General features: G+C 56.6%; 21 protein-coding genes. 15 read left to right on the forward strand and 6 right to left on the reverse strand.

Features of this window, described 5'->3' with window-relative positions; translation table 11 throughout:
- Positions 1 to 56: 56 nt before the first annotated feature.
- On the reverse strand, positions 57 to 680 hold the full coding sequence (gene msrA / locus E0L35_RS22330; protein WP_138801468.1) for a peptide-methionine (S)-S-oxide reductase MsrA: 624 nt from the start codon (positions 678 to 680) through the stop codon (positions 57 to 59).
- 107 nt (positions 681 to 787) lie between these two features.
- Positions 788 to 1,696 carry a LysR family transcriptional regulator gene (locus tag E0L35_RS22335; protein WP_022522445.1) on the reverse strand — a complete coding sequence of 303 codons (909 nt, stop codon included), beginning with the start codon at positions 1,694 to 1,696 and terminating at the stop codon, positions 788 to 790.
- 150 nt (positions 1,697 to 1,846) lie between these two features.
- Here E0L35_RS22335 and E0L35_RS22340 point away from each other — a divergent pair, with 150 nt between their 5' ends.
- The 10 genes from E0L35_RS22340 (at position 1,847) to E0L35_RS22385 (ending at position 14,744) form a co-directional block, all read left to right on the forward strand.
- Entirely contained in the window at positions 1,847 to 3,358 is a 1,512-nt protein-coding gene (locus E0L35_RS22340; protein ID WP_138801469.1) for a CoA-acylating methylmalonate-semialdehyde dehydrogenase, read from the forward strand.
- A 26-nt stretch (positions 3,359 to 3,384) separates the two neighbouring features.
- Positions 3,385 to 5,070 carry a GMC family oxidoreductase N-terminal domain-containing protein gene (locus tag E0L35_RS22345; protein ID WP_051052176.1) on the forward strand — a complete coding sequence of 562 codons (1,686 nt, stop codon included), beginning with the start codon at positions 3,385 to 3,387 and terminating at the stop codon, positions 5,068 to 5,070.
- Between the two features lie 204 nt (positions 5,071 to 5,274).
- Positions 5,275 to 5,481 (forward strand): cold-shock protein, encoded by a 207-nt coding sequence (locus tag E0L35_RS22350; protein ID WP_022522448.1) that lies wholly within the window; start codon positions 5,275 to 5,277, stop codon positions 5,479 to 5,481.
- Positions 5,482 to 5,701: 220 nt separating this feature from the next.
- A complete protein-coding gene (locus E0L35_RS22355; RefSeq protein WP_138801470.1) occupies positions 5,702 to 7,471 on the forward strand; it encodes an SLC13 family permease in 1,770 nt (589 codons plus the stop codon).
- A gap of 90 nt (positions 7,472 to 7,561) precedes the next feature.
- Positions 7,562 to 8,227, forward strand: a complete 666-nt coding sequence (locus tag E0L35_RS22360; protein ID WP_138801471.1) for an alpha/beta fold hydrolase — start codon at positions 7,562 to 7,564, stop codon at positions 8,225 to 8,227.
- A 40-nt stretch (positions 8,228 to 8,267) separates the two neighbouring features.
- Positions 8,268 to 8,966 carry a hypothetical protein gene (locus tag E0L35_RS22365; protein ID WP_138801472.1) on the forward strand — a complete coding sequence of 233 codons (699 nt, stop codon included), beginning with the start codon at positions 8,268 to 8,270 and terminating at the stop codon, positions 8,964 to 8,966.
- On the forward strand, positions 8,963 to 10,453 hold the full coding sequence (locus tag E0L35_RS22370; protein WP_138801473.1) for a proton-conducting transporter membrane subunit: 1,491 nt from the start codon (positions 8,963 to 8,965) through the stop codon (positions 10,451 to 10,453). Before E0L35_RS22365 ends, E0L35_RS22370 begins: the two co-directional genes overlap by 4 nt.
- Positions 10,450 to 11,955 carry a proton-conducting transporter membrane subunit gene (locus E0L35_RS22375; RefSeq protein WP_138801474.1) on the forward strand — a complete coding sequence of 502 codons (1,506 nt, stop codon included), beginning with the start codon at positions 10,450 to 10,452 and terminating at the stop codon, positions 11,953 to 11,955. Before E0L35_RS22370 ends, E0L35_RS22375 begins: the two co-directional genes overlap by 4 nt.
- Positions 11,952 to 13,724 (forward strand): complex I subunit 5 family protein, encoded by a 1,773-nt coding sequence (locus tag E0L35_RS22380; protein ID WP_138801475.1) that lies wholly within the window; start codon positions 11,952 to 11,954, stop codon positions 13,722 to 13,724. The genes E0L35_RS22375 and E0L35_RS22380 overlap by 4 nt, the downstream gene beginning before the upstream one ends.
- A 36-nt stretch (positions 13,725 to 13,760) precedes the next feature.
- The gene (locus tag E0L35_RS22385) at positions 13,761 to 14,744 is read left to right on the forward strand and encodes a YihY/virulence factor BrkB family protein (RefSeq protein WP_138801476.1); all 984 of its coding nucleotides are present in this window, start codon (positions 13,761 to 13,763) and stop codon (positions 14,742 to 14,744) included.
- 72 nt (positions 14,745 to 14,816) lie between these two features.
- Here the strand turns inward: E0L35_RS22385 and E0L35_RS22390 are convergent, their stop codons facing one another.
- Both E0L35_RS22390 and E0L35_RS22395 read right to left on the reverse strand, forming a co-directional pair.
- Positions 14,817 to 16,226: a PhoH family protein gene (locus E0L35_RS22390; RefSeq protein ID WP_138801477.1), complete on the reverse strand. Its 1,410-nt coding sequence runs from the start codon at positions 16,224 to 16,226 to the stop codon at positions 14,817 to 14,819.
- 215 nt (positions 16,227 to 16,441) lie between these two features.
- Positions 16,442 to 17,311 (reverse strand): LysR family transcriptional regulator, encoded by an 870-nt coding sequence (locus E0L35_RS22395; protein ID WP_009288327.1) that lies wholly within the window; start codon positions 17,309 to 17,311, stop codon positions 16,442 to 16,444.
- A gap of 115 nt (positions 17,312 to 17,426) precedes the next feature.
- On the opposite strand from E0L35_RS22395, the gene E0L35_RS22400 reads away from it, so the two are divergent.
- Both E0L35_RS22400 and E0L35_RS22405 read left to right on the forward strand, forming a co-directional pair.
- Positions 17,427 to 18,293 (forward strand): cation diffusion facilitator family transporter, encoded by an 867-nt coding sequence (locus E0L35_RS22400; protein WP_138801478.1) that lies wholly within the window; start codon positions 17,427 to 17,429, stop codon positions 18,291 to 18,293.
- A 101-nt stretch (positions 18,294 to 18,394) separates the two neighbouring features.
- Positions 18,395 to 18,667, forward strand: a complete 273-nt coding sequence (locus E0L35_RS22405; RefSeq protein WP_039860484.1) for a hypothetical protein — start codon at positions 18,395 to 18,397, stop codon at positions 18,665 to 18,667.
- Positions 18,668 to 18,729: 62 nt separating this feature from the next.
- On the opposite strand, the gene E0L35_RS22410 is transcribed toward E0L35_RS22405, so the two are convergent.
- Positions 18,730 to 18,915, reverse strand: a complete 186-nt coding sequence (locus E0L35_RS22410; RefSeq protein ID WP_022522460.1) for a DUF3008 family protein — start codon at positions 18,913 to 18,915, stop codon at positions 18,730 to 18,732.
- 480 nt (positions 18,916 to 19,395) lie between these two features.
- Between E0L35_RS22410 and ybaK the strand changes: the two genes are divergently transcribed.
- From ybaK to E0L35_RS22425, 3 genes are all read left to right on the forward strand, one after another.
- Complete coding sequence (ybaK, locus tag E0L35_RS22415) at positions 19,396 to 19,863, forward strand: Cys-tRNA(Pro) deacylase (RefSeq protein ID WP_133729985.1); 468 nt, start codon at positions 19,396 to 19,398, stop codon at positions 19,861 to 19,863.
- 134 nt (positions 19,864 to 19,997) lie between these two features.
- The gene (dbpA, locus tag E0L35_RS22420) at positions 19,998 to 21,395 is read left to right on the forward strand and encodes an ATP-dependent RNA helicase DbpA (protein ID WP_133729986.1); all 1,398 of its coding nucleotides are present in this window, start codon (positions 19,998 to 20,000) and stop codon (positions 21,393 to 21,395) included.
- A gap of 33 nt (positions 21,396 to 21,428) precedes the next feature.
- Complete coding sequence (locus tag E0L35_RS22425; RefSeq protein WP_009288324.1) at positions 21,429 to 22,304, forward strand: PA4780 family RIO1-like protein kinase; 876 nt, start codon at positions 21,429 to 21,431, stop codon at positions 22,302 to 22,304.
- Positions 22,305 to 22,383: 79 nt separating this feature from the next.
- Here E0L35_RS22425 and E0L35_RS22430 read toward each other — a convergent pair.
- Positions 22,384 to 23,612 (reverse strand): transketolase C-terminal domain-containing protein (locus E0L35_RS22430; RefSeq protein WP_283241549.1); only part of this gene is annotated, 1,229 nt, incomplete at its 5' end.

The raw sequence follows: 23,612 nt of genomic DNA on the forward strand, positions 1-23,612 counted from the left end.
TTAAAGCAAACAGTTCAACCCATCACTTCAGTCAATGGTTGATGGTGTACCGCTTGTTACTCAAACGAAGGTCCACCGGCTTCTTCGCCCCACACTTCTTCCAGGCGCCCGTCGCGACCACAGCTGTAGCGGTAGAACTTATAGCGCACGGGGTTCTTTTGATAATAGTCCTGGTGGTACTCCTCAGCAGGCCAGAACTTGGTGGCTGGTACTATCTGGGTGGCGATCTCCCGGTCGAAGCGCGCTTCCATTTCGGCTTTGGACGCTTCGGCCAGTTCACGCTGGGCTTCGTCATGATAGAAGATCGCCGAGCGGTATTGATCGCCTACATCACAGAACTGACGGTCGACCGCAAAGGGGTCGATGTTGCGCCAGAAGATTTCTAAGAGCTGCTCGTAACTGATCTGCTCGGAGTCGTATTCGATTTGCACGACTTCAGCATGGCCAGTACCGCCCTGGGAGATTTCTTCGTAGGTGGGGTTCTCTAGTTCGCCGCCGATATAGCCGGAAATGGTGGCGCTAACACCGGGCTGGTTGTCGTAAGGGGGTTCCATACACCAGAAGCAGCCGCCTGCAAACGTGGCTTCTGCACTGCTTTGGGCTTGAAGCGAAGGGCTGGCTAGGCCAGCGGCCGCCAATACGCCAAGCGTAAATGGACGAAGAGGGGGCAGTCGGATCATTGCAAGCACTCCAGTAGCAGGGCGAGTTACTGTTCATTATGAAGTTGATTAGTCGCTTGGTGTTCCCTTTCCTTACAGCCCCTTTGTCACAACCCTTTTTTTATGACTTAGCCTAGACGATGGGGCCATACCTCATCCAGCGTACTTAGCGCAGCGTTAACGGTCGATTCGTTGGTGCTTTCATGACGCCAGATAAAGCTTAACGCGCAGGGCAGGCGAATATTCTCCGCCACCGCCAGGCCGCTCTCCTGGCGTTCGGTCATCGCCAGGGCGTCCCGGGCCAGGCTTAAGCCAACGCCTGCGCGCACCAGGTCAAGCATGCAGGCCTCCTGATCCACCTGGGCCACCCGATTGGGAACTGCGCCGCTCGGTGCCAACGCCTGTTTTAACAGCCGGTGGTGGGCGGAATCCTGTGGCGTAACAATCCAGGGCAGCGTGGCTAAGTGCTCCCAACGAGTATCAATGAGTCGATTTTCCCAGCCTGCTGGGGCAATCACGTGATAATCAAAATGGGTTAGCTCACGCCAAGCAAGCGTCTCATGGCCTTTTCCAGGGCCTTGAGCGGGTGGCGCCAGGTAAAACCCAACGTCTAAGTCGCCTTGTTCAATGCGATTAAGCACGCTGCCGCTCATTCCATGGTGAAGTTCGGTTTCTAACTGCGGTGCACGGGCCATCAAGCGGCTCAAAAAGGCGCCTAGACGGAGAAATTCGGGGTCGACAATGGTGCCAATTGAGAGCTTGCCGCGCAGCGTGCTGTGTAATGTCCCGGCGGTTTGCTCAAACGACAGGGCGCTGGCCAGCGCCTTTTCAGCGGCAGGCAGCAGTGCATGGCCGTCGGGCGTCAGAGCAAGGCCTTGAGGACGGCGACTAAACAGCGTGAGGCCTAAATTCGACTGCAGTTGCTTCAACTTTAGGCTAATGGCCGGCTGAGTCAGGTGCAGCTGTTCTGCGGCGCGTGACACGCTGCCTGTTCGTGCAACGGCCACGAAGGCGCGCAGGGTGGCGTACTCTTGCATGATTAGCCTCAAATACTCGTCGTGATATTAGTAAAGCTTATAACTGGCTTTTAAATAACTCAATTGATCCGTTCACTAGGCCCAGTAGGCTAGGCTGAAAGTAAGCTTTTTGCACACGCTTTAAACATGCGTTCTTAACTAGGTACTCCCATGACAACAACAGCGATTCAGCACTTTATTAATGGTCAGGTCACCGCGGGTGAGTCTGCTCAATCCCAGGACGTCTTTAACCCTGCCACTGGCCGAGTTACCGGCCGTGTGTCGCTCGCTTCCCCGGCGGACGTCAATACGGCGGTAGAGGCCGCACAAGCCGCTTTTCCTGCCTGGGCCGATACCCCTCCGATCCGCCGCACCCGGGTGATGTTCAAGTTTTTAGAGCTGTTAAACGCTCATAAAGATGAGCTAGCCGAAGCAATTACCAAAGAGCACGGCAAGGTGTTCACTGACGCCCAGGGTGAAGTGGCCCGTGGTATCGATATTGTTGAATTTGCCTGTGGTATCCCGCAGTTGTTAAAGGGTGACTACACCGAGCAGGTGAGTACCGGGATCGATAACTGGACGATGCGCCAGCCGCTGGGCGTCGTTGCAGGTATAACGCCATTTAATTTCCCTGCCATGGTGCCGATGTGGATGTTCCCGCTGGCAATTGCGGCGGGTAATACATTTATTTTGAAACCAAGCCCGCTTGATCCCAGTGCTTCGCTGCTGATGGCTGACTTGCTTAAGCAAGCTGGCCTGCCCGACGGCGTGTTCAACGTTGTGCAGGGTGATAAAGACTCTGTGGAAGCGCTGATCGACCATCCGCATGTTAAGGCGCTGTCGTTTGTAGGCTCAACGCCAATTGCCAACCTGATCTACGAGCGCGGCGCGCGCAACGGCAAGCGCATTCAAGCCTTGGGCGGGGCCAAAAATCATATGGTAGTGATGCCGGATGCACATTTGGATAAAGCCGTCGACGCACTGATTGGCGCCGCCTATGGCTCCGCCGGCGAGCGCTGCATGGCGATTAGCGTGGCGGTGTTGGTAGGTGATGTGGCGGATAAAGTCGTGCCAGCATTGGCTGAGCGGGCTAAAGCGCTGAAAGTAAAAGATGGTATGCAGCTGGATGCGGAAATGGGCCCCATTGTGACTCGTCAAGCCCACCAGCGGATTACTGGGTATATCGAAAAAGGCGTGGCTGAAGGTGCTGAACTGGTGGTTGATGGACGCAACTTTAATGCTTCATCGGCAGGCGAGGACTGCGCCGACGGGTTCTGGATGGGCGGTACGCTTTTTGACAATGTCACTCCCGAGATGACGATCTATAAAGAAGAAATTTTTGGCCCGGTGCTGGTCTGCGTGCGGGTGCCGGATATCGCCACTGCAATCCAGTTGATTAACGACCATGAGTTTGGCAACGGCGTTAGCTGCTTTACCGAAAGCGGTACGGTAGCGCGGGAGTTTGGCCGCCGCATTCAGGTCGGCATGGTGGGTATCAATGTGCCTATTCCGGTGCCCATGGCATGGCACGGCTTTGGTGGCTGGAAGCGCTCGCTGTTTGGTGACACCCACGCCTATGGGGAAGAAGGCGTGCGTTTCTACACCAAGCAGAAATCGATTATGCAGCGTTGGTCGGATTCGATTGATGCCGGGGCTGAATTTGTAATGCCCACGGCGAAGTAGCGACTAAACGTTACCGGAGCCAACCAATGTCAGAATCTACCCATAACAATATCGACCATATCAGTTACTTCGACTATATCGTGATCGGCGCAGGCACCGCGGGGTGCCTGATGGCTAATCGTTTGAGTGCCAATCCCAATAATAAGGTACTGCTGATAGAGGCGGGCGGTCGCGATAACTACCACTGGATTCATATTCCGGTGGGCTACCTCTACTGCATTAATAATCCACGTACCGACTGGCTGTTTCGCACCGAGCCCGATAAAGGCCTCAACGGCCGTTCGCTGATCTACCCGCGGGGGAAAACCCTGGGCGGCTGCTCTAGCATCAACGGCATGATCTATATGCGCGGCCAAGCGCGTGACTACGACCACTGGGCGGAAGTCACCGGCGACGATGCCTGGCGCTGGGAGAACTGCCTACCCGACTTTATCAAACATGAAGACCACTACCGTCTGGACGAGGGCGGAGATGCAGACGCCCAGCACCGGGATTTTCACGGCCACGGTGGGGAGTGGAGGATCGAAAAGCAGCGCCTTAAGTGGCAGGTGCTGGATGATTTCGCCGAAGCTGCCGTGCAGGCGGGGATCCCGCGTACCGACGATTTTAACCGTGGCTCTAACGAAGGCGTGGCCTACTTTGAGGTCAATCAGCGCTCGGGCTGGCGCTGGAATACCGCCAAAGCGTTTTTGCGCCCCGCGCTTAAGCGCAAAAACCTCACACTATGGCACTCCACTCAAGTCAATCGGCTGCTGTTCGAAAAAAGTGCCAACATGCTGCGGTGCACAGGGGTGGAGGTGGAGCGTGAGGGCAGCCCGCTTCGCGTCATGGCGAACAGGGAAGTAGTGCTCTGCGCAGGCGCGATTGGTACGCCGCATCTGCTGCAGCTTTCCGGTGTGGGGCCCGCAGAGTCGTTGCGTAAGCATGGCGTTGAGGTAGTGCATGAGCTGCCGGGCGTCGGCGAGAACTTGCAGGATCACCTGCAGATTCGTTCGATATATCGGATTACTAATGGCAAAACCCTCAATGCCATAGCCAGCACGCTGTGGGGTAAAGCGGGAATTGGCCTTGAGTACCTGTTTAAGCGCTCTGGGCCGATGAGCATGGCACCTTCGCAGCTGGGGGCTTTTACCCGCAGCACGAAGGATCAGCTGCACCCCAATATTGAGTACCACGTGCAGCCGCTAAGCCTGGAAGCCTTTGGTCAGCCGCTGCATCCCTACCCAGCGATTACCGCCAGCGTATGCAATTTGAACCCTACCAGCCGGGGCACCGTGCGACTTAAAAGCAGCGACCCGCGCCAGGCACCGGCGATTTCTCCCAATTACTTGAGCACCCCTGAAGATCGCAAAGTGGCGGCGGATTCTCTGCGGGTGACGAGGCGTATCGCCGAGCAGCCTGCGTTTGCCAAATACGCGCCGGAAGAGGTGAAGCCCGGCGTCGAGTATCAAAGTGACGATGAGTTAGCCCGGCTGGCTGGTGATATCGGCACGACTATTTTCCACCCGGTGGGCACCGCACGTATGGGCCAGGAAGATGATGCGATGGCAGTGGTCGATGCACGGCTGAGAGTGCGCGGTATTAGCGGGCTAAGAGTGGCTGACGCCAGCGTTATGCCGACCATCACCAGTGGCAACACCAATTCTCCGACGCTGATGATTGCCGAGAAGGCCGCCGGTTGGATACTGGCTGAGAGGCGTGAGGTTTACTAGCGACAAAATCTACTAAGCAGCGTTTTATGGGGGTGTTGACGCAGGAGGGTGGTTGAGCGCAGAATAGTTACAGTTGGTTAGCAAGTCGAACGTTGTCAGCAGTATAGAAGCGCCTCTAGCGTTAAATCTGGTGAAAGTCTCTTGTTATACCCACTGCAATTCGGGTATTTCCCGGTTTAATTAGCAACATTGAGGATTTCGATCATGGCAACTGGTACCGTTAAGTGGTTCAACGACACTAAAGGTTTCGGCTTCATTTCTCCTGACGACAATGGCGACGATCTGTTCGCGCATTTCTCAGAAATTCAGGCAGAAGGCTTCAAATCCCTGCAAGACGGCCAGAAGGTTTCCTTCGACGTCACACAGGGTAAAAAAGGCCTTCAGGCTTCTAACATCAAAGTAGAAGGTTAATTCCTTTACTAAGGTGTTAACAATCACCGCCTAGCGTTGATTGACCAGAAAACCCCGCCGAGCGCGGGGTTTTTTGTATCTGTATAATTAAGGCAATCCTTATGCTTTCCTCACACCTCATATTCCATTTTGATCTTTAAATGTTTCTAAAAATAACTTTTTAGAATATGCGATTGGCTTCACAATACCGCCATGCTTATTTGTTAAGGATGTCGTGGTTATGTCGCTGGATGCTTGGATAGCGGTCGGGGTGGTGCTCACCATCTTCCCGTTGATGGCCTTTTCACGCCTGGGGCCGGATATTATTTTGCTGGGCGCGGTGATTTTGCTAATGACGCTGGGGGTGATTGACCCACAGCAGGCGCTGGGGGGCTTCTCCAATAGCGGCCTGTTTACCGTGGCGTTTATGTATGTGCTGGTGGCCAGCATTCGCGAAACCGGCGGCATCGACCTGATCATTCGCTATGTGCTCAAACGGCCAAAAAGCGAGCGAGGCGCGTTGGTTCGCCTGCTGCTCCCCGTGGCCACGCTTAGCGGTTTTGTCAATAATACCCCGGTTGTCGCTACCTATATTCCCGCGGTCATGAGCTGGAGCCGTCGGCTGCGCTTGTCTCCCCAGCGGCTGCTGATGCCGCTCAGTTTCGCCTCTATCCTCGGTGGCACCATCACGCTCTTTGGTACCAGCACGAACTTGGTGGTGCACGGGCTATTGCTGGAGCGTTACCCAGAACTCGGTATGGGCCTGTTGGATTTGGCCTGGGTCGGTGTTCCCGTCGCCGTCGTAGGGCTTGGCTATCTTATTTTGCTCGGGCCGCGGTTGTTGCCTGCCAGGGAAGGGCTGGCCAATGCGTTTGCCAACCCACGCGAGTTCACTATCGAAATGGAAGTCGACCCGTCAGGCGTGTTGGTGGATCGCACTGTCGAAGAGGCGGGACTACGCCACCTGCAGGAGTTGTTTCTGGTTGAGATTGAGCGCGCAGGCAACGTGGTTAGCGTTGTTGGGCCTGGCGAGCAGCTAAAAGGTGGCGATCGGCTGGTGTTTGCAGGTACCTCTGATGCGGCGGTGGAGTTGCAGCAAATTCGTGGCTTAATCCCTTCCCGGGATGGTACTTCCAGCTTGGAGAAAGAGTTTAAAGAGCGTCGCTTGGTCGAGGCGGTGGTCTCAAATCAGTGCCAGTTTATTGGCCAGCGTATTCGCGATGGTCACTTTAGAACCCTTTATGGGGCAGCAGTGCTGGCGATCTGCCGTGGCGGTGAACGGGTTAAGGGTAATCTTGGCCAAGTGCGGCTGCAGCCTGCCGATGTGCTGTTGCTGGAGGCGCGTCCTCCTTTTATTGAGCGTCATCGTCAGTCGCGGGACTTTCTGCTGATTAGTGAGTTAAATGGCGCAGCTCGGCCGATCCATGAGAAGGCGCCGCTAGCGTGGGGAGTGCTGTTAGGCGCCGTACTGCTCGCCGCCTTCGGTGTGCTGAGCATGCTCAACGCTGCCATGTTGGGGGCGGCATTGGCGCTACTAACGGGCTGCTGTTCGGTGGGCGCCGCCAAGCGTGGCTTGGACACCCAGGTGTTGCTCACTATTGCCGCGTCGTTTGGGGTGGGGGCCGCGCTGCAAAGCTCTGGTGCTGCCGAGGTAATGGCCGGCGGAGTGCTCACCTTAGTGGCCGGAAACCCTTTGCTACTGTTAGTAGGCACTTACTGTGTGGTGGCGCTGCTCACCGAGCTGGTGACCAACAATGCAGCGGCAGTGATTATTTTTCCGGTGGTGATGAGCGCGGCCGAAAGCTTGGGCGTGAACCCGATGCCCTATGTGGTGGCGGTAATGTTTGCCGCCTCAGCGAGCTTTTTAACCCCCATCGGCTATCAAACCAACCTGATGGTGTATGGCCCAGGTGGTTACCGGGTGAGCGATTTTCTACGTTTGGGCGGTGGATTAAATATACTGACGGGTGCCATAGCGCTCGTTTTGATTCCCCTCGTGTGGCCCTTTTAAACGTGGCGTGGCCTTTTTAAGCATGCCATGGCTCGCTGTTAACGCGGGTTTGCGCTAGGGTGGCCCTTTTTGAATAAGGAATACGATGTCATGACTGCTCCTGGCGAACTGATTATTGAGCCGAAAGATGGTCAACCCGCCGATGCCTGTGTGTTTATTATTCACGGCTTAGGCGCGGATGGGCACGATTTTGAACCCTTGGTGCCCGCATTAGCGCTGCCTAAAGATTCTCACGTGCGCTTTATCATGCCCCATGCGCCACGCCTGCCGGTGACGATCAATGGCGGTATGGTGATGCCCGCTTGGTACGATATTTTGGCCATGGATTTGGGACGTCGGGTCGATGAGATCCAGCTCAAGAAATCTGCTGAGCGAATCCAGACGCTGATTCAAGAGCAGATCGATCAGGGCATCGATAGCCAACGCATTATTGTGGCGGGCTTTTCGCAGGGGGGTGCTGTTGCCTACCACGCCGCGCTGACTTTTCCCGCGCCGCTAGGGGGCTTATTGGCCATGTCGACTTACTTCGCGACCGCCGACAATATCGATCTTGCGGAAGCCAATCGTCAAATCCCTATAGAAGTGCAGCACGGTAATTTTGACCCCATTGTGCCTGAAAGCCTGGGTCGCAGCGGTGCTGACCGCTTAAAAGAGATGGGCTACGCGGTCAACTACCGTCAATACCCCATGGCCCATGCGCTCTGCCCCCAGCAGGTGAATGATATCGGCAAGTGGCTGAGTTCTCGCCTAAACTAAGCGCCTATTCGTGACCGATGCAAGGATGTAGCGAAAACGAATGACAGCCTCTTTTGATGCAATAGAATCTTTTGACGCACTAGAAGTGCTGCTGGCGCTGTGCCTCACGGCGTCAGCGCTAGTGTGCCTGTTTGATCGCCACATGGTGCGCGCCTGCTACTTTTTTGTGGCTTTTACGGCCGCAATGACTGCGGCCTGGTGGCAGCTCGGTGCCCCTTGGCTGGCGGCCGTCGAGCTGGTGCTAGGGGTAGGGTTAACCGGGCCCTGTTTTTTTTATGCCCTGGGCCATGTTTTACCCGGCGCTTCCTCACCTTTAGAACGCGATAAATTCAGCGAGCCTTGGTCGCGGGTGGCGATGCGGGTGGTGTTGGCGCTGGCTTGGTTTGTCATGGTCGGCGCCGCGATCCGCTATGTCGTTGCCGATATGGCTTATGCACCTTCAGAGCATCCGCTGCTTGTTGCTGGCGTGGTGATTGCCGCTACGGCCTTAGGGGCGTTTGCGCTACACCGTCATCTGCTGCGTCGGCTGCTGGCGTTTAATCTGCTCGGCTCGGCGGTGTTTATACTACTGGCTGGCGTGGCAGGCACCTCGGCGACTGCTCAGGCACTAATTAGTGTAGGGCTGCTAGTCGCCTGGCTGGGTTCAATGCTGGGTGCGCTGTTGATTCGGCAGCTTTTGCATCTCGAAGGGGTCGATGCTTTGGGGCGTGACGGTAAACCTGAAGAGGGCGCCATATGATTTGGCGCTTTGGCCTTTTCGATAGCACCTTTGAACCCCTTCTCCTTACCCACTGGGCGCTGTTAGTTGCGCTTGGCTTACCCCTGCTGCTGGGCATGCTGGCGGCACTATTCCCCCCTAAGCGGGCATGGCCCGTGGTGCTGGCGAGTGTTCCGGTGTTGGCTTCTGGGCTAATGCTGCTATCTGCTTACGATCAAGCGGGACTACTGCGCTGGCATTGGGACATAGCAGGCGTTCAGCTGTCGCTGCGCTTAAACGGGCTGAGCGTGCTGTTGCTATTAATGACCCAGGTGATTGGCGTTGCGGCAGCGCTCTATACGCCAGGGTATCTGCGCTTAAGCGAAACCGGGCCGTTGGCACGCTGGCTGTGGCCGCTGATGGGCGTAGTGCTGAGTGCGCTTTCGTTAATTTGGTTGGCCACTGACCTGTTGACCCTCTATGCCGGGCTGGAGCTGATGGGCCTTGCGGCGGTCGGGATGCTGATGCTATCGGGCAAGGTAGCCGCGCTGGTGGCGGGAATGCGCTATTTGCTCTTGGCCCTGATGGGCTCGTTAACCTATTTACTCGGGGTCGCGCTGATTTTGGGCCACTGGGGGCGGTTGGATTTGCAGGGCTTGGCTGAGGTCGTCGAGCCTGGGCCGGTGGCGTGGTTTGCCGCCGCATTGATAGGCGCAGGGCTGGCCTTGAAAGCCGCGCTGTTTCCACTGCATGCCTGGCTGACTCCTGTCCACGAGAATGCCTGGACACCGGTGAGCGCGCTGCATGCGGCGCTGGTGATCAAAGCGTCGCTGTTTATATTGCTGCAGCTGTGGAGCATTCTGCTCCCCGATACGTTCTACGCCCCGCGTGTTATCGCCTGGCTAGGCCTACTGGCGATTGTATGGGGTGGGTTACTGGCCTGGCGTACTGATTCACTTAAAACCCTGGTGGCTTCGTCCACCGTGGCCCAGTTGGGGTATCTCATGGTGGCTTTTCCGCTGCTGCTGGGGCCCGATATTGCGCCGCTGCCCCGGGCGTTAGCCTGGGAGGGGTTTTGGCTGCAGCTAATGGGCCACGCCTTTGCCAAAGCCGCCATGTTTATGGCCGCAGGCAACCTAATACTGGCCACCGGTGAGAGCACGCTCAAAGGCCTGGCGGGTACCAGCCGCCGTTTGCCGCTTTCGCTACTGGTGTTTGGCATCGCCGCTATCACTCTGATGGGCCTTCCCCCCAGTGCTGGCTTCACGGCTAAATGGATGCTGCTTCAGGCGATGATCATCACCCAGCAGTGGTGGGCGGTAGCGGCGCTACTAACCGGTACGCTATTAACAGCGGCCTATATATTTCGCCTGTTTCGTTACTCGTTTGACGAAACGGCCCCTCGCCATCGTTACCAACCTCTGGCGCCCGGTATGGATCTGATCGCACTAACGCTGGCCCTGATTGCGTTCGCCCTAGGGCTATTGGCGCATTTCCCGCTGGAATTGATGCATGGAGGTAGCCCATGAACGCCGCCTGGTTACCACTGACCGCTTTGGCGACCTCGCTACTGGTGGTGGTGATTATTTTCGCACTGCCTGAAGACGCTCGGCGCCTGCGCACAACGATCAACCTCGCGGCGGCTGTCGTTAAGATTATTCTGGTTATGCTGATGGTCAGGCGGGTAGCCGCGGGACATGAGGATATTTTTAGCTTTCAGGTAGTAGGGGGCGTTGATTTTGTCCTGCGCAGCGATGCGCTAGGGGTGATGTTCGCCGGGTTATCGTCGCTGCTTTGGCTATGCACTACCGTTTATGCCATCGGCTATCTGGAAGGCTCTGCCAACCGGAAGCGCTTTTTTGGCTTTTTTAGCCTGTGCGTGGCGAGCACGATCGGCATTGCCCTTGCCGATAACCTGTTTACCTTCCTGGTTTTTTACGAAATGTTGACGCTCTCCACCTACCCGTTGGTGGTTCACAAGGGCACCCAGCAAGCCCTCAATGCGGGACGTGTCTATTTACGCTATACACTAAGCGCTGGTGTGGTGCTGCTACTGGGGGCTGTGCTGCTGTATAGCCTGACCGGGGATCAATCATTCTCTTCAGAAGAGGGGTTGGGCGACTATGTGAACGATCACCGTGGCCTGCTAACGCTGATATTTGCGCTCTTGGTAGGTGGGCTGGCGGTAAAAGCGGCTATGGTGCCCCTGCACGGTTGGTTACCCAGAGCCATGGTGGCGCCCGCGCCGGTGAGTGCGCTGCTGCACGCCGTAGCGGTGGTGAAGGCGGGCGCGTTTGGCATTTTGCGGGTGGTTTACGACCTGTTTGGCATTGAGTTGAGCGTGGAGCTGGGCGTTATCACCGCGTTAGCGGTAGCGGCCTCTATTACGATTATCTATGGCTCGTTAAGGGCGATTGCTCAAGAGGAGCTCAAACCACGCCTCGCGTTCTCCACGATTAGTCAGGTCTCCTACGTCATTCTCGGCATCGGCTTATTCGGCCCGTTTGGCACCGTCGGCGCCTTGGCGCACTTGCTGCATCAGGGCTTAATGAAGGTCACGCTGTTCTTCTGTGCGGGTAACTATGCCGAAGAGCTGGGGATTCATCGCATCGATGAAATGGACGGTGCTGGTAAGCGTATGCCGTTGACCAGCATCGCGTTTACTATCGGCGCGTTTGGCATGATTGGCCTTCCTCCCGTTGCGGGGTTTATTACCAAGTGGTACCTCGGCGTTGGCGCGATTCAGGCCGAGATGTACTGGGTCGTCGCCGTGTTAGTGGCGAGCAGTACCCTCAACGCCATGTACTTTTTACCCATTGTGCACCGCTTATGGTTCCGTTCAGGGCCCGCCCATGGCAAAGGCAGTTGGCCCAAAGAGCGGCGTCTAGGCCGTTATGAAACCCATAGTTGGCTGCTGTTACCAATGATGTTTACCGCCTTGGTGAGTTTGGGGGCCGGGCTATTTGCCGGGCTCCCCTTTAGCCCCTTGGATTGGGCAGCTCGGGTAGCCAACGGGGAGTATCTACCATGATGACCCTGCTGCTCGCCCTGGCGCTACTTTGGCCGCTGGTCGTAATCGGTTGGACGCTATGGAGCGCCTACCGCGCTCCGGCTGTTTGTCAGAGCTATTTTTCAGCACTATGGCTAAGCGCCGCTTGGCCAGCGCTGCTGCTAGCCTACGGCGGTGAAGCGCAGTGGACGATGGATGCCTGGATGCTGGGCGGCGAATGGGCGCTTAACTCGCTAAGCCGCCCTTGGCTTGCGTTTACCTCGCTGCTCTGGGGGTTGGCAGCCATCCACGCGAGGGGCTATTTTGCGACGGAACAGGCGAAGGCCCAGGAGGGGGATCAGGATACTCAGCGACGCCTGTTGCGCTTAGCGCTGCTTTGGCCGCTGACACTGCTCGGCAACGTACTGCTGATTATTGCCCAGGATATTGCCAGTTTCTATCTAGGCTTTGCGCTGATGACCTTCGCCGCCTACGCCCTGGTGGTGCATAGCGGTACTGAGGAGGCACGACTGGGGGCCAAGGCTTATTTGATGTTAGCCGTGGTGGGGGAAGGACTCATTATAGGCGGCTTTCTATGGGCAGCCGGCGAAGCTGACACATTAACGCTGCAAGGCCTGCGTGAAGGCATTTTGGTTGCAGAACAAGGTGCATGGATGGCCGCCCTGCTGTGCTTGGGCTTTGGCGTGAAAGCAGGTGTTATTGGCTTGCACGTATGGCTACCGTTAGCCCACCCGGTGGCTCCGGCCCCGGCCAGTGCAGTGCTGAGCGGGGCGATGATTAAGGCGGGACTGCTGGGCTGGATCAGTGTGCTGCCGCTAGGGAGTGAACAGGTTTCGGCCTCATTAGCTCAGTTTGGCCGCATTATGTTAATTGCAGGGCTGTCGGCGGCGTTTGGCGCCGCGCTGTATGGGGTTTTTCAGCGCCACCCTAAAGCGGTGTTAGCATACTCCAGCATCAGCCAGATGGGCATGATGACCGCGCTAGTGGCCATGGGGTTAGTCGCGCCAGCGGTATGGCCGCTGCTATGGCCAGGCTTGGTACTATTTGCCGCCAATCACGCGCTGGCCAAAGGTTCGCTGTTTATGGGCACCAGTATCAGCGAGCACTTGCCGCGCTGGCCGCTGCCGTTGGTTTGGGCGTTGCTGGCCCTGCCGGGTATCTCGTTGGCGGGCGCCATTGGTGCGGGCCTGATCAGCAAGTGGGGCGTGAAGAGTCCGCTGTACGAAATGCACCATGAGTCCTTGATCAAGCTGCTCAGCTGGGCGGCTGTTGGCACGGCGGCACTCGTGAGTGTTGCCCTTTGGCGTCAGTGGCAGCAGCGTCATAAGGGGGGCAGTAACCGCGAGCAGTGGGGCGCCTGGTTAGTCGCCATCGCCGCAGCGCTGTTAACACCGCTGTGGCTTCCACTTCCAGCGGGCAGCATCGAGATACCCCCGCTGAAAGAGTGGCTGGGCATCATGTGGCCCTTTCCGGTCGGGGTGCTGTTCGCCGCGGTGGGTTGGTTATTAACGCGCCCGCTGAAGGGGAAATCGCTCCCCGCCGGCGACCTATGGTGGATCTACGCGGGTATTGTAGGCGCTGTGCTGGTGCCATTACGTCGGGTTGGCGACTGCTGCACCCAGATGAAAGCGACAAGCGTGGCGATCGCGCAAAAAACCGAAGAAACGTTGATGGGGCATTTAACGCGGCTGTTGTCTGCTGAGTCCTGGTTGCGTCACCATGCCAGTGGTTTGATGATGGTGCTTGCCGTATTGCTTGCGGCGCTACTGATGTGGGAAGGCCAGCGATGAGACGACTGTGTGGAATGTGCTTGTCAGGAGCCTGCTATGGGTAAGCTCCCTCGCGGTCGCCGCGCGCAGGTACCTGGTGATATTCCCCAGCGGGGTTGGCACGATATTACTTGGCGGGTAGTGCGCGCCGCTCGTCGTAACCGCCTGACCATGCTGGCCGCCGGTGTGGCTTTTTACGCCTTGCTGGCGCTGTTTCCCACTATCGCCGCGGTCATTTCCCTCTGGGGGTTACTGTTTGACCCTTATGAAGCCGGTCAGCAGTTGTATGAAATAAGCCGGTTCATGCCGCCGGATGCTGCCAAACTGATTGATCAGCAGGCTCAAAAGGTCGTGGAGAGTGCGGAATCGGGTAATTTTCTGGGCGCATTAGCCGGGCTGCTGATTGCGATGTTTATCGCTTCCAAAGGGGTGGCGGTGTTGGTTATTGGCCTTAACGTGGTGTACGGCGAAACTGAAAAACGCAGCCTGTTACACCGTAGTACGGTATTGGTCGCGCTGACTTTTGGTTTGATTTTTATGACGCTGATCTCGCTAGCGTTTATTGCCATCGTACCGGTGCTGGTCAACTCCTTGGCGATTAATCCTCCGTTGGATCAAATCCTGCAATGGCTACGCTGGCCTGCACTGTTAGTGGTGATGAGCATGCTGATTGCGCTGCTCTACCGCTACGCCCCTTATCGGCGCTCGGCCCAGTGGAGTTGGTTAAGTTATGGGACGCTGCTGGCAACGGGGATGTGGCTGTTAGGCTCCGGAGGGCTTTCGCTCTACGTGCGCTATTTCTCTACCTTTAGCGAGCTTTATGGCTCACTGGGGGCAGTGGTGGCGCTAATGCTATGGTTTTGGCTCTCTGCCTTTGTGGTGCTGTTTGGTGCGGAAGTCAACTGTGAGATGGAGCGCCAAACCTTCACTGACACCACCATTGGCGAGGCGCGCCCGCTAGGTGAACGCGAGGCGTTTGCCGCGGATACCATTGGTGCCCCGCGGCCATGGAAGGATATTGAGGAGAGTAACGATATCTGAGGGTGGAGAAGCACCTCCCACCAGCGGTGGGAGGCGGTTGGTTTTAAAAAAATCAGGTTTAAAGAAGAAAGCTTAAAGCAGCTCTTCTGCCGCCAGGGCCAAGCGCGAGCGTTCAACGCTTTTCAGGGTGATATGCCCGGCATGGGGCCAATCACGGAAGCGCTCAACTACTGCGGCCATACCGCAGGTGTTGGCGGTAAGGTAGGGGGTGTCAATCTGCCCGACATTGCCCAGGCAGATGATTTTGGTATTGCGCCCCGCCCGAGTTACTAGCGATTTAAGCTGTTTGGGGGTGAAGTTTTGCGCCTCGTCAATGATTAGAAAGGTGTCGTTTAGGGTGCGGCCGCGCATAAAGCTCGGCGAACGGATTTGTACCCGTGAGCCAATCAACTGCCGCGTGGCACCGTTATCCCAACTGGTTTCTCCCTCCTCGTTGCGCAGCAGGTTATCCATATTGTCGTGGAAGGCACCCATCCACGGTGACATCTTCTCCTCCTCGGTGCCGGGTAGAAAGCCAATGTCTTCCCCCATGGGGATCGGCGCGCGGGTAAACACAATTCGCTCAAACAGCTTGGCATCCAGGGTCTGCTGAAAGGCGGCGGCCAGGGTCATAAAGGTCTTACCCGTACCGGCATTACCCGCAATGGTGACCAGATCAATATCGGGATCCATGAGTAGGTTTAGAGTGAAGTTTTGCCGACTGTCGTGGGCGTGAACGCCCCAAACGCCTGAGTGGTGGCGATAGTTCGTCAGCAACTGAAGGCGCGCCGAAGAGGGCCCCAGTTCACGAACGATCGCTTCGAACTCCGCCCCGTTTTCGCTATCCGAGACCAGCATGCCCACGTGCCAGTGGCGGGGCATAGTGCCGGTGAGCTGATAGAAAGTGTGGTGATCGAGTCGTTCCACCGTGACATCGACATTCAACGCTTCCCACAGTGAAGCGCCATGCTGGCCGGCGGAGGCGTAGACCTGGGCGCCCTCAATCATGGCGTCGCTGTCGGAGAAGGCGCGATCGTTGAGGTAATCCTCAACGGGCACTTTCAGCGCGGCGGCTTTAACGCGGAGGTTGATATCTTTGGTAATCAGGATGACCGAGGCGTCGGGGCGTTCTTCGCGAAGGCGGCAGGTCTCCGCCAGTATGCGGTTATCGGGGCTATCGTCGAGGGCGTCAAAGAGCTTTAAATCGTTATAACATAAAAAGTGCAGGCGTCCTGTGTCGCCGCTGATACGGGGAATCGGAATACCGCGTTGGATCTCATCAAAGGTGACTTGGCTGGTAAGGTCAGAGAGCGTACGGCTGATTTGGCGAGCCGTGCGGGCAATTTCACGTACACCATTTTTGTGCTTATCAAGTTCCTCCAGGACGGTCATGGGAATAACAACGTCGTGCTCATCGAAATGGTAGAGCGCGGTGGGGTCATGAATGAGGACATTGGTGTCCAACACATACAGCCGAGTGGCTTTCTTATCGAGTCGTACCATCGTTGGAATCACTCCTTGGTTGACGGCAACATCGACACTGGCAGGTGCGTATTACGCCCAGATGACACTTGCCAGTGTTCCTCACGTGGCGTGTCCTGGCGGCTCCTTATTTAGCTCTTTGTAATAGCGTGGAAGGCTTTGGTGTTTTTTTCCATAAAAAGATTTCAACGATATGTCAGCAAGTCCTGAGTGTTAGCCTGGTATTCGCCCAGGGCTCAGTTCTGGGAAGCTAAGAAGTGCGCCACTTTGTTTAACAAGGCGGTGGCCACCACGCCGCGGTTATCGCTCTCCACATAGCGGTAATAGTGGCTGTCTAGCACTAGATCGTGATTTAGCGTGCAGAGCGTGCCTGCCTCTAGGGCGCCTTTAACCAGCGGGTAAGGCAGCAGGGCCCAGCCGGTTGCATTGATGACGGCGTCGCGGATTACCTCAAACATGGTTAAACCCAGATAATTACCTGAAAACAGCGCCTCGCTGATCAGCTTGTCATCCTGTACGTAGGTCAAACACACTTGGGTGTACTGGGCCAAGTCGTCGCGGTTAACGCTAGGGAGGCGACTTAAAGGGTGATGGGGCGCTGCCACTAAACGCATGCTGACGGGAGCAAGGTTGGCCGCGTTGGTATCAATGCCTTCAGCGGTATACAGCCCAAAGGCAATATCCACCGTTTGGCGCTGCACAAACTGGGTGTGCTCCTGGGGTGGCACCAAGTACACCGAAATCGCGGTTAACGGAAACTGCTGTTTTAAATCATGCATCACCTGGCGCCAAAACACCTCGGGGAGAGCGTCATCACGGGCAATGCCGAGTTGGCTTTCAACGCCCTGCAAGTGTTGGTGGCAGTGTTTTTTGATCCGGCTGGCGCTGGTGAGTAAACGGTAGCAGTCGGGAAGCACGCTATCGCCTACGGCGGTCAGCGTTAGGCTGTTGCCCGAGCGCTCAAATAGCGCCACGCCCAAGCTGTCCTCCAACGCATTGACGGCAGCACTTAGCGTGCTCCGTTTTAAGCCGGTATGCCGTGCAGCGGCAGCAAAGGAGCCATGCTCGGTGACATCAATAAAAGCCTGTACCTGTTCAGCGCGCATAGTCGCCTCGTTTAATGCGTTGAGCGCCAGTTAACTTGGCGCTGAGCGATTCGTGATTGTCATAACTCTTCTCTATTATGGCGCACAATTCGCCTAACGTGATGGAGTTATCCGCGTGACCCCCTTTGTTGCCGAGCGCCGTGCGCTAAGATTTTCAGCCATTTCTGCTAGCCTGTTTGCGTTTACCGGGCTGGCACTAGGGTTGACCAGTGGTTCCATAACGATTCTTTTTGATAGCGGTTACTCGCTGTTAAGCCTGGTGTTGGCGTCGCTATCGTTATTTGCGCTTAAGCAGGCGCGTAAACCTGCAGACGATCACTACCCCTTTGGGCGGCTGACGGTGGAGCCGCTTGCGGTACTGCTCAAAGGCGTAGTGATCGCGATGGTGTGTATCGTGTCATTGGTCTCCGCGCTATGGAGCCTGCTCGCTGGTGGGCGGTTGGTCACGCTGGATTTGGCGCTGATGTTTGGCGTGGTCAACGTCACGGGTTGTTTATTAACTTGGTGGTGGCTGGCGCGCTACGCCGGTGTAGCGCGCTCTTCGCTGTTGACCGCCGAGCTACGTCAGTGGCAGATGGATACCTGGCTAAGTGCCGCTGTCATGTTGGGGTTTGGGCTTACCTGGCTGTTAACCCAGTCGCCATGGGCCAGCTACGCGCGCTTTGCCGACCCGGTGATGGTGCTGATCATTGCAGGCTACTTCTTGCCCATGCCGGTTCGCATGGTGAAGGGAGCACTGCGTGAGCTGATGTTTGGCGGTTCATGCAGCAGCGTGCGACGCGATGTGGTGGAGGATATAGCTGACTTTGATGTCACTGCCGACGATGTGCGCCTGGCCCAGGTGGGCAGCTTTTTAATGGTCGATATCCAGCTCGACAAGCAGCAGTTCGACGACGCTCAAGAGATAGTGGAGAGTGTAGAGAAACGCTGTAAACGGCTAAACCTGCGCCCTATTACCAGTCTTACCTTAGTCGCTGGCTGAGAAGGGTGAAAAAAGATTGACGTTCTGTTACAGGCAGTGCTATTTAGCGCTACCGACAATAGGTGTCGGCTTAATAGTGCTACGTTGAGGGTTGTAAAAACATGCCACTGCGCCGCTGTTTACCCGTACTGCTACTGACCACACTGGTCGCTGGCTGTGCAAGCTCTACCATTGCGCCAAGTTATACTACCGACAATCCTGACGTTATGCGGATTGGCGGCGAGCGCCCGGCTAACCGCGATGCGAGCGTTGAAAGCGCTGGATCTTTCTGCCTTGAAACCGCCGAACGCTGGAATGAGCATGGCCGTACGCCGGATGGCCAAACGCTATGGGCAAAAGACACCCTGCGTAAAGTGGTGCCTTGCAAGCAGTAGTCGTTAGCAAAACCAAAACCGCCAGCTTAGCGAAGCTGGCGGTTTTATATCAAAAAGGATAGTTAATCCTGTTTCTTTTCCGGTTTGCCTTTGCGCTGTGTACTCGCGAAATCTTCTAGCTCCTCCTCGCTCATGGAGTCATACATCTCTTTAGACGAACCATAAAGTTCACTGGGCTTGGTTTCTCCGCGCTTAGCGGATAGTGCCGCGCCCGCCGCTTTCTGTTGCGCTTTGGAGGTTGCTGGCATTGTTGAACTCCTTTCATTTAGCTTCCGTTTAACTACTGCACTATTGAGCATTTCATTTTTAAGGCTCTTCGTCATTCGGTATGGAATTGTTTCTGACAGTCTGACAGTTGACCTGTGGGAGGTAGCTTTAGCTCGCGACCATTTAGGCTGCCAGCCTGACAACACCGGGATACCTTCGGTACCCTTCGCCGAAGTGTCGGACCACCGCTGGAGGCGGCCTCCCACAACAGACAGTTGGCTTGGTGGTTTCTGTCTGAACCGTGAGGCACAAAATGTGCCGGTCAATATTAAATTCACATTAGATGACGGATAACCACTTTTAAGCATAGTAGCTGGCGCTCAGCTTTCCATTTATAGCGTGCTAACATTCATGCCCAGCCACCGGTTGACTTCCATTTGCCTGTCGCGCTATTAACCTATCGGGCGAAGTGTGCCATTCAGTAAAGTCATCGTATCAACGCTATTAATGAAGAGAACGCCATGACACCGGCTATCAATAGTGCAAAACACGCAGGCATTGCCTTTCAAATCCATGAGTACGATCACGACGCCACCGCGCACTCCTATGGATTGGAGGCGGCGGAAAAACTGGGCGTCGCGGTGGAGCAGGTTTTTAAAACCTTAGTGGTAAAGCTGGATGGCAAACAGCTGGCGGTCGGCATTGTGCCGGTGAATGGCCAGCTGGGGTTAAAGCAAATCGCCAAAGCCGCCGGCGCAAAGAAAGCGACCATGGCGGAACCGTCGGAGGTCGAGCGCACTACCGGTTATGTGCTGGGGGGCGTTAGCCCGCTGGGGCAGAAAAAGCGCTTGGCCACCTTTATTGATCACTCTGCCGAAAGCTTTGCCAGTATCTATGTAAGCGCCGGGCGTCGTGGACTTGAAATCGAGCTGGCCCCGGGGGATTTAGCCTCGCTGAGTCAGGCTACCTTTGTGCCCCTGGCCACCTGATGGCGATGTGATGGCGGCGCAGTAAGGGGCACTTTCTGGTATGGTGCGGTAATATTTTCGCGTGTCGTTTGTCTTTTAGGCTGCGTGCGCTGTTTTCCGATGGCCATCTACTGTGGCCCAAGCAAGGTAATATCGTGTCTGACTCCTCTTTCTCCTCGTTAGCGTTGCCAAAAGCTCTGCTGAGCAACCTTGCGTCCCTTGGCTACCACGAAATGTCGCCGGTGCAGGCAGAGAGCCTGCCACCGATGCTGGCCGGGCGCGATGTGCTGGCGCAGGCGAAAACCGGTTCAGGCAAAACGGCTGCGTTTGGTTTGGCACTGCTGGCTAAATTGAGAGTCGAGAGCTTTGCGGTGCAAGGATTGGTGCTGTGTCCTACCCGGGAACTCGCTGACCAGGTGGCTGAAGAGCTGCGCCGTTTGGCCCGTGGTATGGCCAATGTAAAAATACTGACCCTCTGCGGCGGTGCGCCCTTTGGGCCGCAGCTCGGCTCTTTAGAGCACGGCGCGCACATTGTTGTGGGGACACCTGGGCGTATTGACGAGCACTTGCGCAAAGGCTCGCTCACTTTGGAATCCCTCTCGATGCTGGTGTTGGATGAAGCGGATCGCATGCTGGATATGGGCTTCCAGGCAACTATTGATGACATCATTGCCGAGACCCCAACTGACCGCCAAACGCTGCTGTTCAGCGCGACCTTTCCCGACGAGCAGACATCGGGCGGCCTAACCGAGATGACCCGCGGTGTCATGCGCGAACCGGTGATGGTGAAAATCGCCGAAGTGCACGACGCCACCACGATTCAACAGCACTTCTATAGCGTCGCCAATGAAGAGGCGCGATTTGACGCCCTGCGCCAGCTGCTGCTGGTCTATCGGCCCGCGACCAGCGTGGTATTCTGCAACACTAAACGCGAAACCCAGGCAGTGGCTGATCAACTGACCGATGCTGGTTTTAGCGCCGTGGCGCTAAATGGCGATTTAGAGCAGAAGGATCGTGATCGTATTTTGATTCTGTTCTCTAACCAGAGCGCGTCTATTCTGGTGGCCACGGACGTTGCCGCCCGCGGCCTTGATATTGCCCAGCTGGACGCGGTGTTTAACTACCAAATTGCCCGTGAGCTCGATGTTCATATACACCGGGTAGGTCGCACCGGACGAGCCGGGGCCAGTGGTATTGCCTGCACGCTGGTGACCCCTAAAGAGAGTTATCGGTTGGAGCGGTTGGAAGGGTTGCTGGAGCAGGCGATTACAACCGAACCCTTGCCCAAACCCCAGCACTCGGTACCGTTCGAGCCGCCCATGGCGACACTGCAACTGGCCGGTGGCAAGAAAGATAAACTGCGCCCCGGTGATATTCTCGGCGCGCTTACCAGTGAAGGCGGCTTGCGCGGCGATCAAGTGGGTAAAATTAAAGTGCTCGCCCGCAGTGCCTATGTGGCCGTTGAGCGCGATGTGATTCAACAAGCTCAGGCCAAACTCGAGCGTGATAAATTAAAAGGGCGGGCTTTCCGTGTTCGCCGTATCCGTTATTGAACGCGTACCAAAGAGGAGCCGACGCAGCTAACCATGAAAATCCCTAAGCGATTACAACCCCTGGTCGATGATGGAATGATCGACGAGGTGTTGGTGCAGTTAATGAGTGGCAAGGAAGCGCAGGTCTACGTGGTGCGCTGCGGTGAAGAAGTGCGCTGTGCCAAGGTATTTAAGGAGGCCAAACAGCGTAGCTTTAAACAGGCCGTTCAGTATCAAGAGGGGCGTAAAGAGCGCAATAGCCGCCGTTCACGGGCGATGGCCAAAAAAACCCGTTACGGCCAGAAAGAGCAGGAGCAGGCGTGGCTGAATGCAGAAGTCGACGCGCTCTACCGTCTTGCCTCGGCGGGCGTGCGGGTACCTGAGCCTCATGGTTTTGTAGACGGCGTACTGTTGATGGAGATGATCAGCGACGCCGAAGGCAACGTCGCGCCGCGCTTGGACGAAGTCACGCTAACGCCAGAGCAGGCCGAGACCTACTACGCCAAGGTCATTCAAGACGTGGTTAAAATGCTGTGCGCGGGCCTGATTCATGGCGATTTGTCGGAATTTAACGTGCTGGTCGATGCCTCCGGCCCGGTGATTATCGATCTGCCCCAGGCTGTTGACGCCGCTGGTAATAACAGCGCGGCCGCAATGCTGTATCGCGATGTGGATAACATGCGCAATTACTTTGGCCAGTTCGCGCCAGAGCTTCTGAATACCGAATATGGCAGAGAGATGTGGGCGCTGTACGAAACCGGTGAACTACACCCAGATAGCAAGCTCACCGGCCACTTCGATGCCGACACCCATATCGCTAACGTCGATGAGTTGATGGAAGTCATCGACGATGCTAAAGAGGAAGAGGCGGAACGCCAGGCGCGTATGCGCGACGATGATGACGACGGCGAGATTCCGCAGCCTTACTGAACAGCCTCAATAAAGCTGGCTCCTCTCGTTTTACAGCAAAGTGAGGAGCCAGGTTCGAGCTTTTGCCTGCTTTTAAGATTTAACCCAGTAGTTCATTCGCTTGCTTGACCACATTGTCGACGGTAAAGCCGAAGTGCTTGAACAGATCCCCCGCCGGGGCGGATTCGCCGTAGGTGGTCATGCCGATCACGCGGCCGTCAAGACCCACATACTTGTACCAGTAGTCGGCATGGGCGGCTTCGATGGCGATACGCTTAGTCACCGCCTTGGGCAACACGCTCTCACGGTACTCGGCGTCCTGGCCGTTAAAGCGATAGGCCGAGGGCATGGAGACCACGCGCACCGCTTTGCCCTGCTGCTCGAGCTTGGCGGCGGCGTCCATGGCCAGGCCGACTTCAGAACCGGTGGCAATCAGAATCAACTCCGGCTTTTTGGGCGTGCCTTCGCTATCTTTCAGAACCGGGTCTTTAAGAACATAAGCCCCGTTTTGAATGGCTGCCAACTGCGCTTTAGTGCGCTGCTGGTGGGGCAGGTTCTGGCGTGACAGCACCAGCGCCGTGGGGCCAGAGTGACGCTTGATGGCCGCATCCCAGGCGGCGGCGGTTTCGACCGCATCACAGGGGCGCCAGGTATTGAGGTTCGGCGTGGTACGCAGGCTGGTGAGCTGCTCAATGGGCTGGTGAGTCGGGCCATCTTCACCCAGGCCGATGGAGTCATGGGTAAACACGTAAATCACCTGCTGGCCCATCAGCGACGCCATGCGGATCGAGTTACGCATGTACTCCATGAAGATCAGGAAGGTCGCACCGTAAGGTACCAGGCCGCCGTGCAGGGCGATGCCGTTCATGACCGCCCCCATGCCGAACTCACGGACACCGTAGTGCAGGTAGTTGCCGCTGGCGTCTTCCGGGGTGATCGCTTTGGCGCCTTTCCAGAAGGTCAGGTTAGACGGTGCCAGGTCGGCACTGCCACCCAGCAGTTCCGGCATTTGCGGGCCGATCACATTCAGCGCTTCGAACGAGGCCTTGCGTGACGCAATGGTTTCGCCACGCTCTTGGGCCTGCTCGATCAAGGCTTCGGTAGGCAGTTCCGCGGGCAGCTGGCGCTTCATCCGGCGGGTGAACTCTCGCGCTTCAGTGGGGAAGGCTTCAGCATAGCGGGCAAACCGCGCGTCCCACGCTTGCTGAGCCGCTTTGCCCGCTTCACGGGCATCCCAGGCGGAGTAGATCGGCTCGGGAATATGGAAGGGCGCATGGGGCCAGTCGAGCTGAGTGCGTGCCAGGGCCACTTCGTCGTCGCCTAAGGGGG

This window comes from Halomonas sp. ATBC28, from assembly GCF_005937175.1.
Lineage (GTDB): Bacteria > Pseudomonadota > Gammaproteobacteria > Pseudomonadales > Halomonadaceae > Vreelandella > Vreelandella titanicae.

Coding starts and splice junctions, on each gene's coding strand:
- E0L35_RS22385 (WP_138801476.1), top strand. CDS start 13,761: ATGGGTAAGCTCCCTCGCGGTCGCCGCGCGCAGGTACCTGGTGATATT.
- E0L35_RS22380 (WP_138801475.1), top strand. CDS start 11,952: ATGATGACCCTGCTGCTCGCCCTGGCGCTACTTTGGCCGCTGGTCGTA.
- E0L35_RS22355 (WP_138801470.1), top strand. CDS start 5,702: ATGTCGCTGGATGCTTGGATAGCGGTCGGGGTGGTGCTCACCATCTTC.
- E0L35_RS22340 (WP_138801469.1), top strand. CDS start 1,847: ATGACAACAACAGCGATTCAGCACTTTATTAATGGTCAGGTCACCGCG.
- E0L35_RS22395 (WP_009288327.1), bottom strand. CDS start 17,311: ATGCGCGCTGAACAGGTACAGGCTTTTATTGATGTCACCGAGCATGGC.
- E0L35_RS22360 (WP_138801471.1), top strand. CDS start 7,562: ATGACTGCTCCTGGCGAACTGATTATTGAGCCGAAAGATGGTCAACCC.
- E0L35_RS22350 (WP_022522448.1), top strand. CDS start 5,275: ATGGCAACTGGTACCGTTAAGTGGTTCAACGACACTAAAGGTTTCGGC.
- E0L35_RS22335 (WP_022522445.1), bottom strand. CDS start 1,696: ATGCAAGAGTACGCCACCCTGCGCGCCTTCGTGGCCGTTGCACGAACA.
- E0L35_RS22370 (WP_138801473.1), top strand. CDS start 8,963: ATGATTTGGCGCTTTGGCCTTTTCGATAGCACCTTTGAACCCCTTCTC.
- ybaK (WP_133729985.1), top strand. CDS start 19,396: ATGACACCGGCTATCAATAGTGCAAAACACGCAGGCATTGCCTTTCAA.
- E0L35_RS22375 (WP_138801474.1), top strand. CDS start 10,450: ATGAACGCCGCCTGGTTACCACTGACCGCTTTGGCGACCTCGCTACTG.
- E0L35_RS22405 (WP_039860484.1), top strand. CDS start 18,395: ATGCCACTGCGCCGCTGTTTACCCGTACTGCTACTGACCACACTGGTC.
- E0L35_RS22345 (WP_051052176.1), top strand. CDS start 3,385: ATGTCAGAATCTACCCATAACAATATCGACCATATCAGTTACTTCGAC.
- E0L35_RS22425 (WP_009288324.1), top strand. CDS start 21,429: ATGAAAATCCCTAAGCGATTACAACCCCTGGTCGATGATGGAATGATC.
- E0L35_RS22365 (WP_138801472.1), top strand. CDS start 8,268: ATGACAGCCTCTTTTGATGCAATAGAATCTTTTGACGCACTAGAAGTG.
- msrA (WP_138801468.1), bottom strand. CDS start 680: ATGATCCGACTGCCCCCTCTTCGTCCATTTACGCTTGGCGTATTGGCG.
- E0L35_RS22390 (WP_138801477.1), bottom strand. CDS start 16,226: ATGGTACGACTCGATAAGAAAGCCACTCGGCTGTATGTGTTGGACACC.
- E0L35_RS22410 (WP_022522460.1), bottom strand. CDS start 18,915: ATGCCAGCAACCTCCAAAGCGCAACAGAAAGCGGCGGGCGCGGCACTA.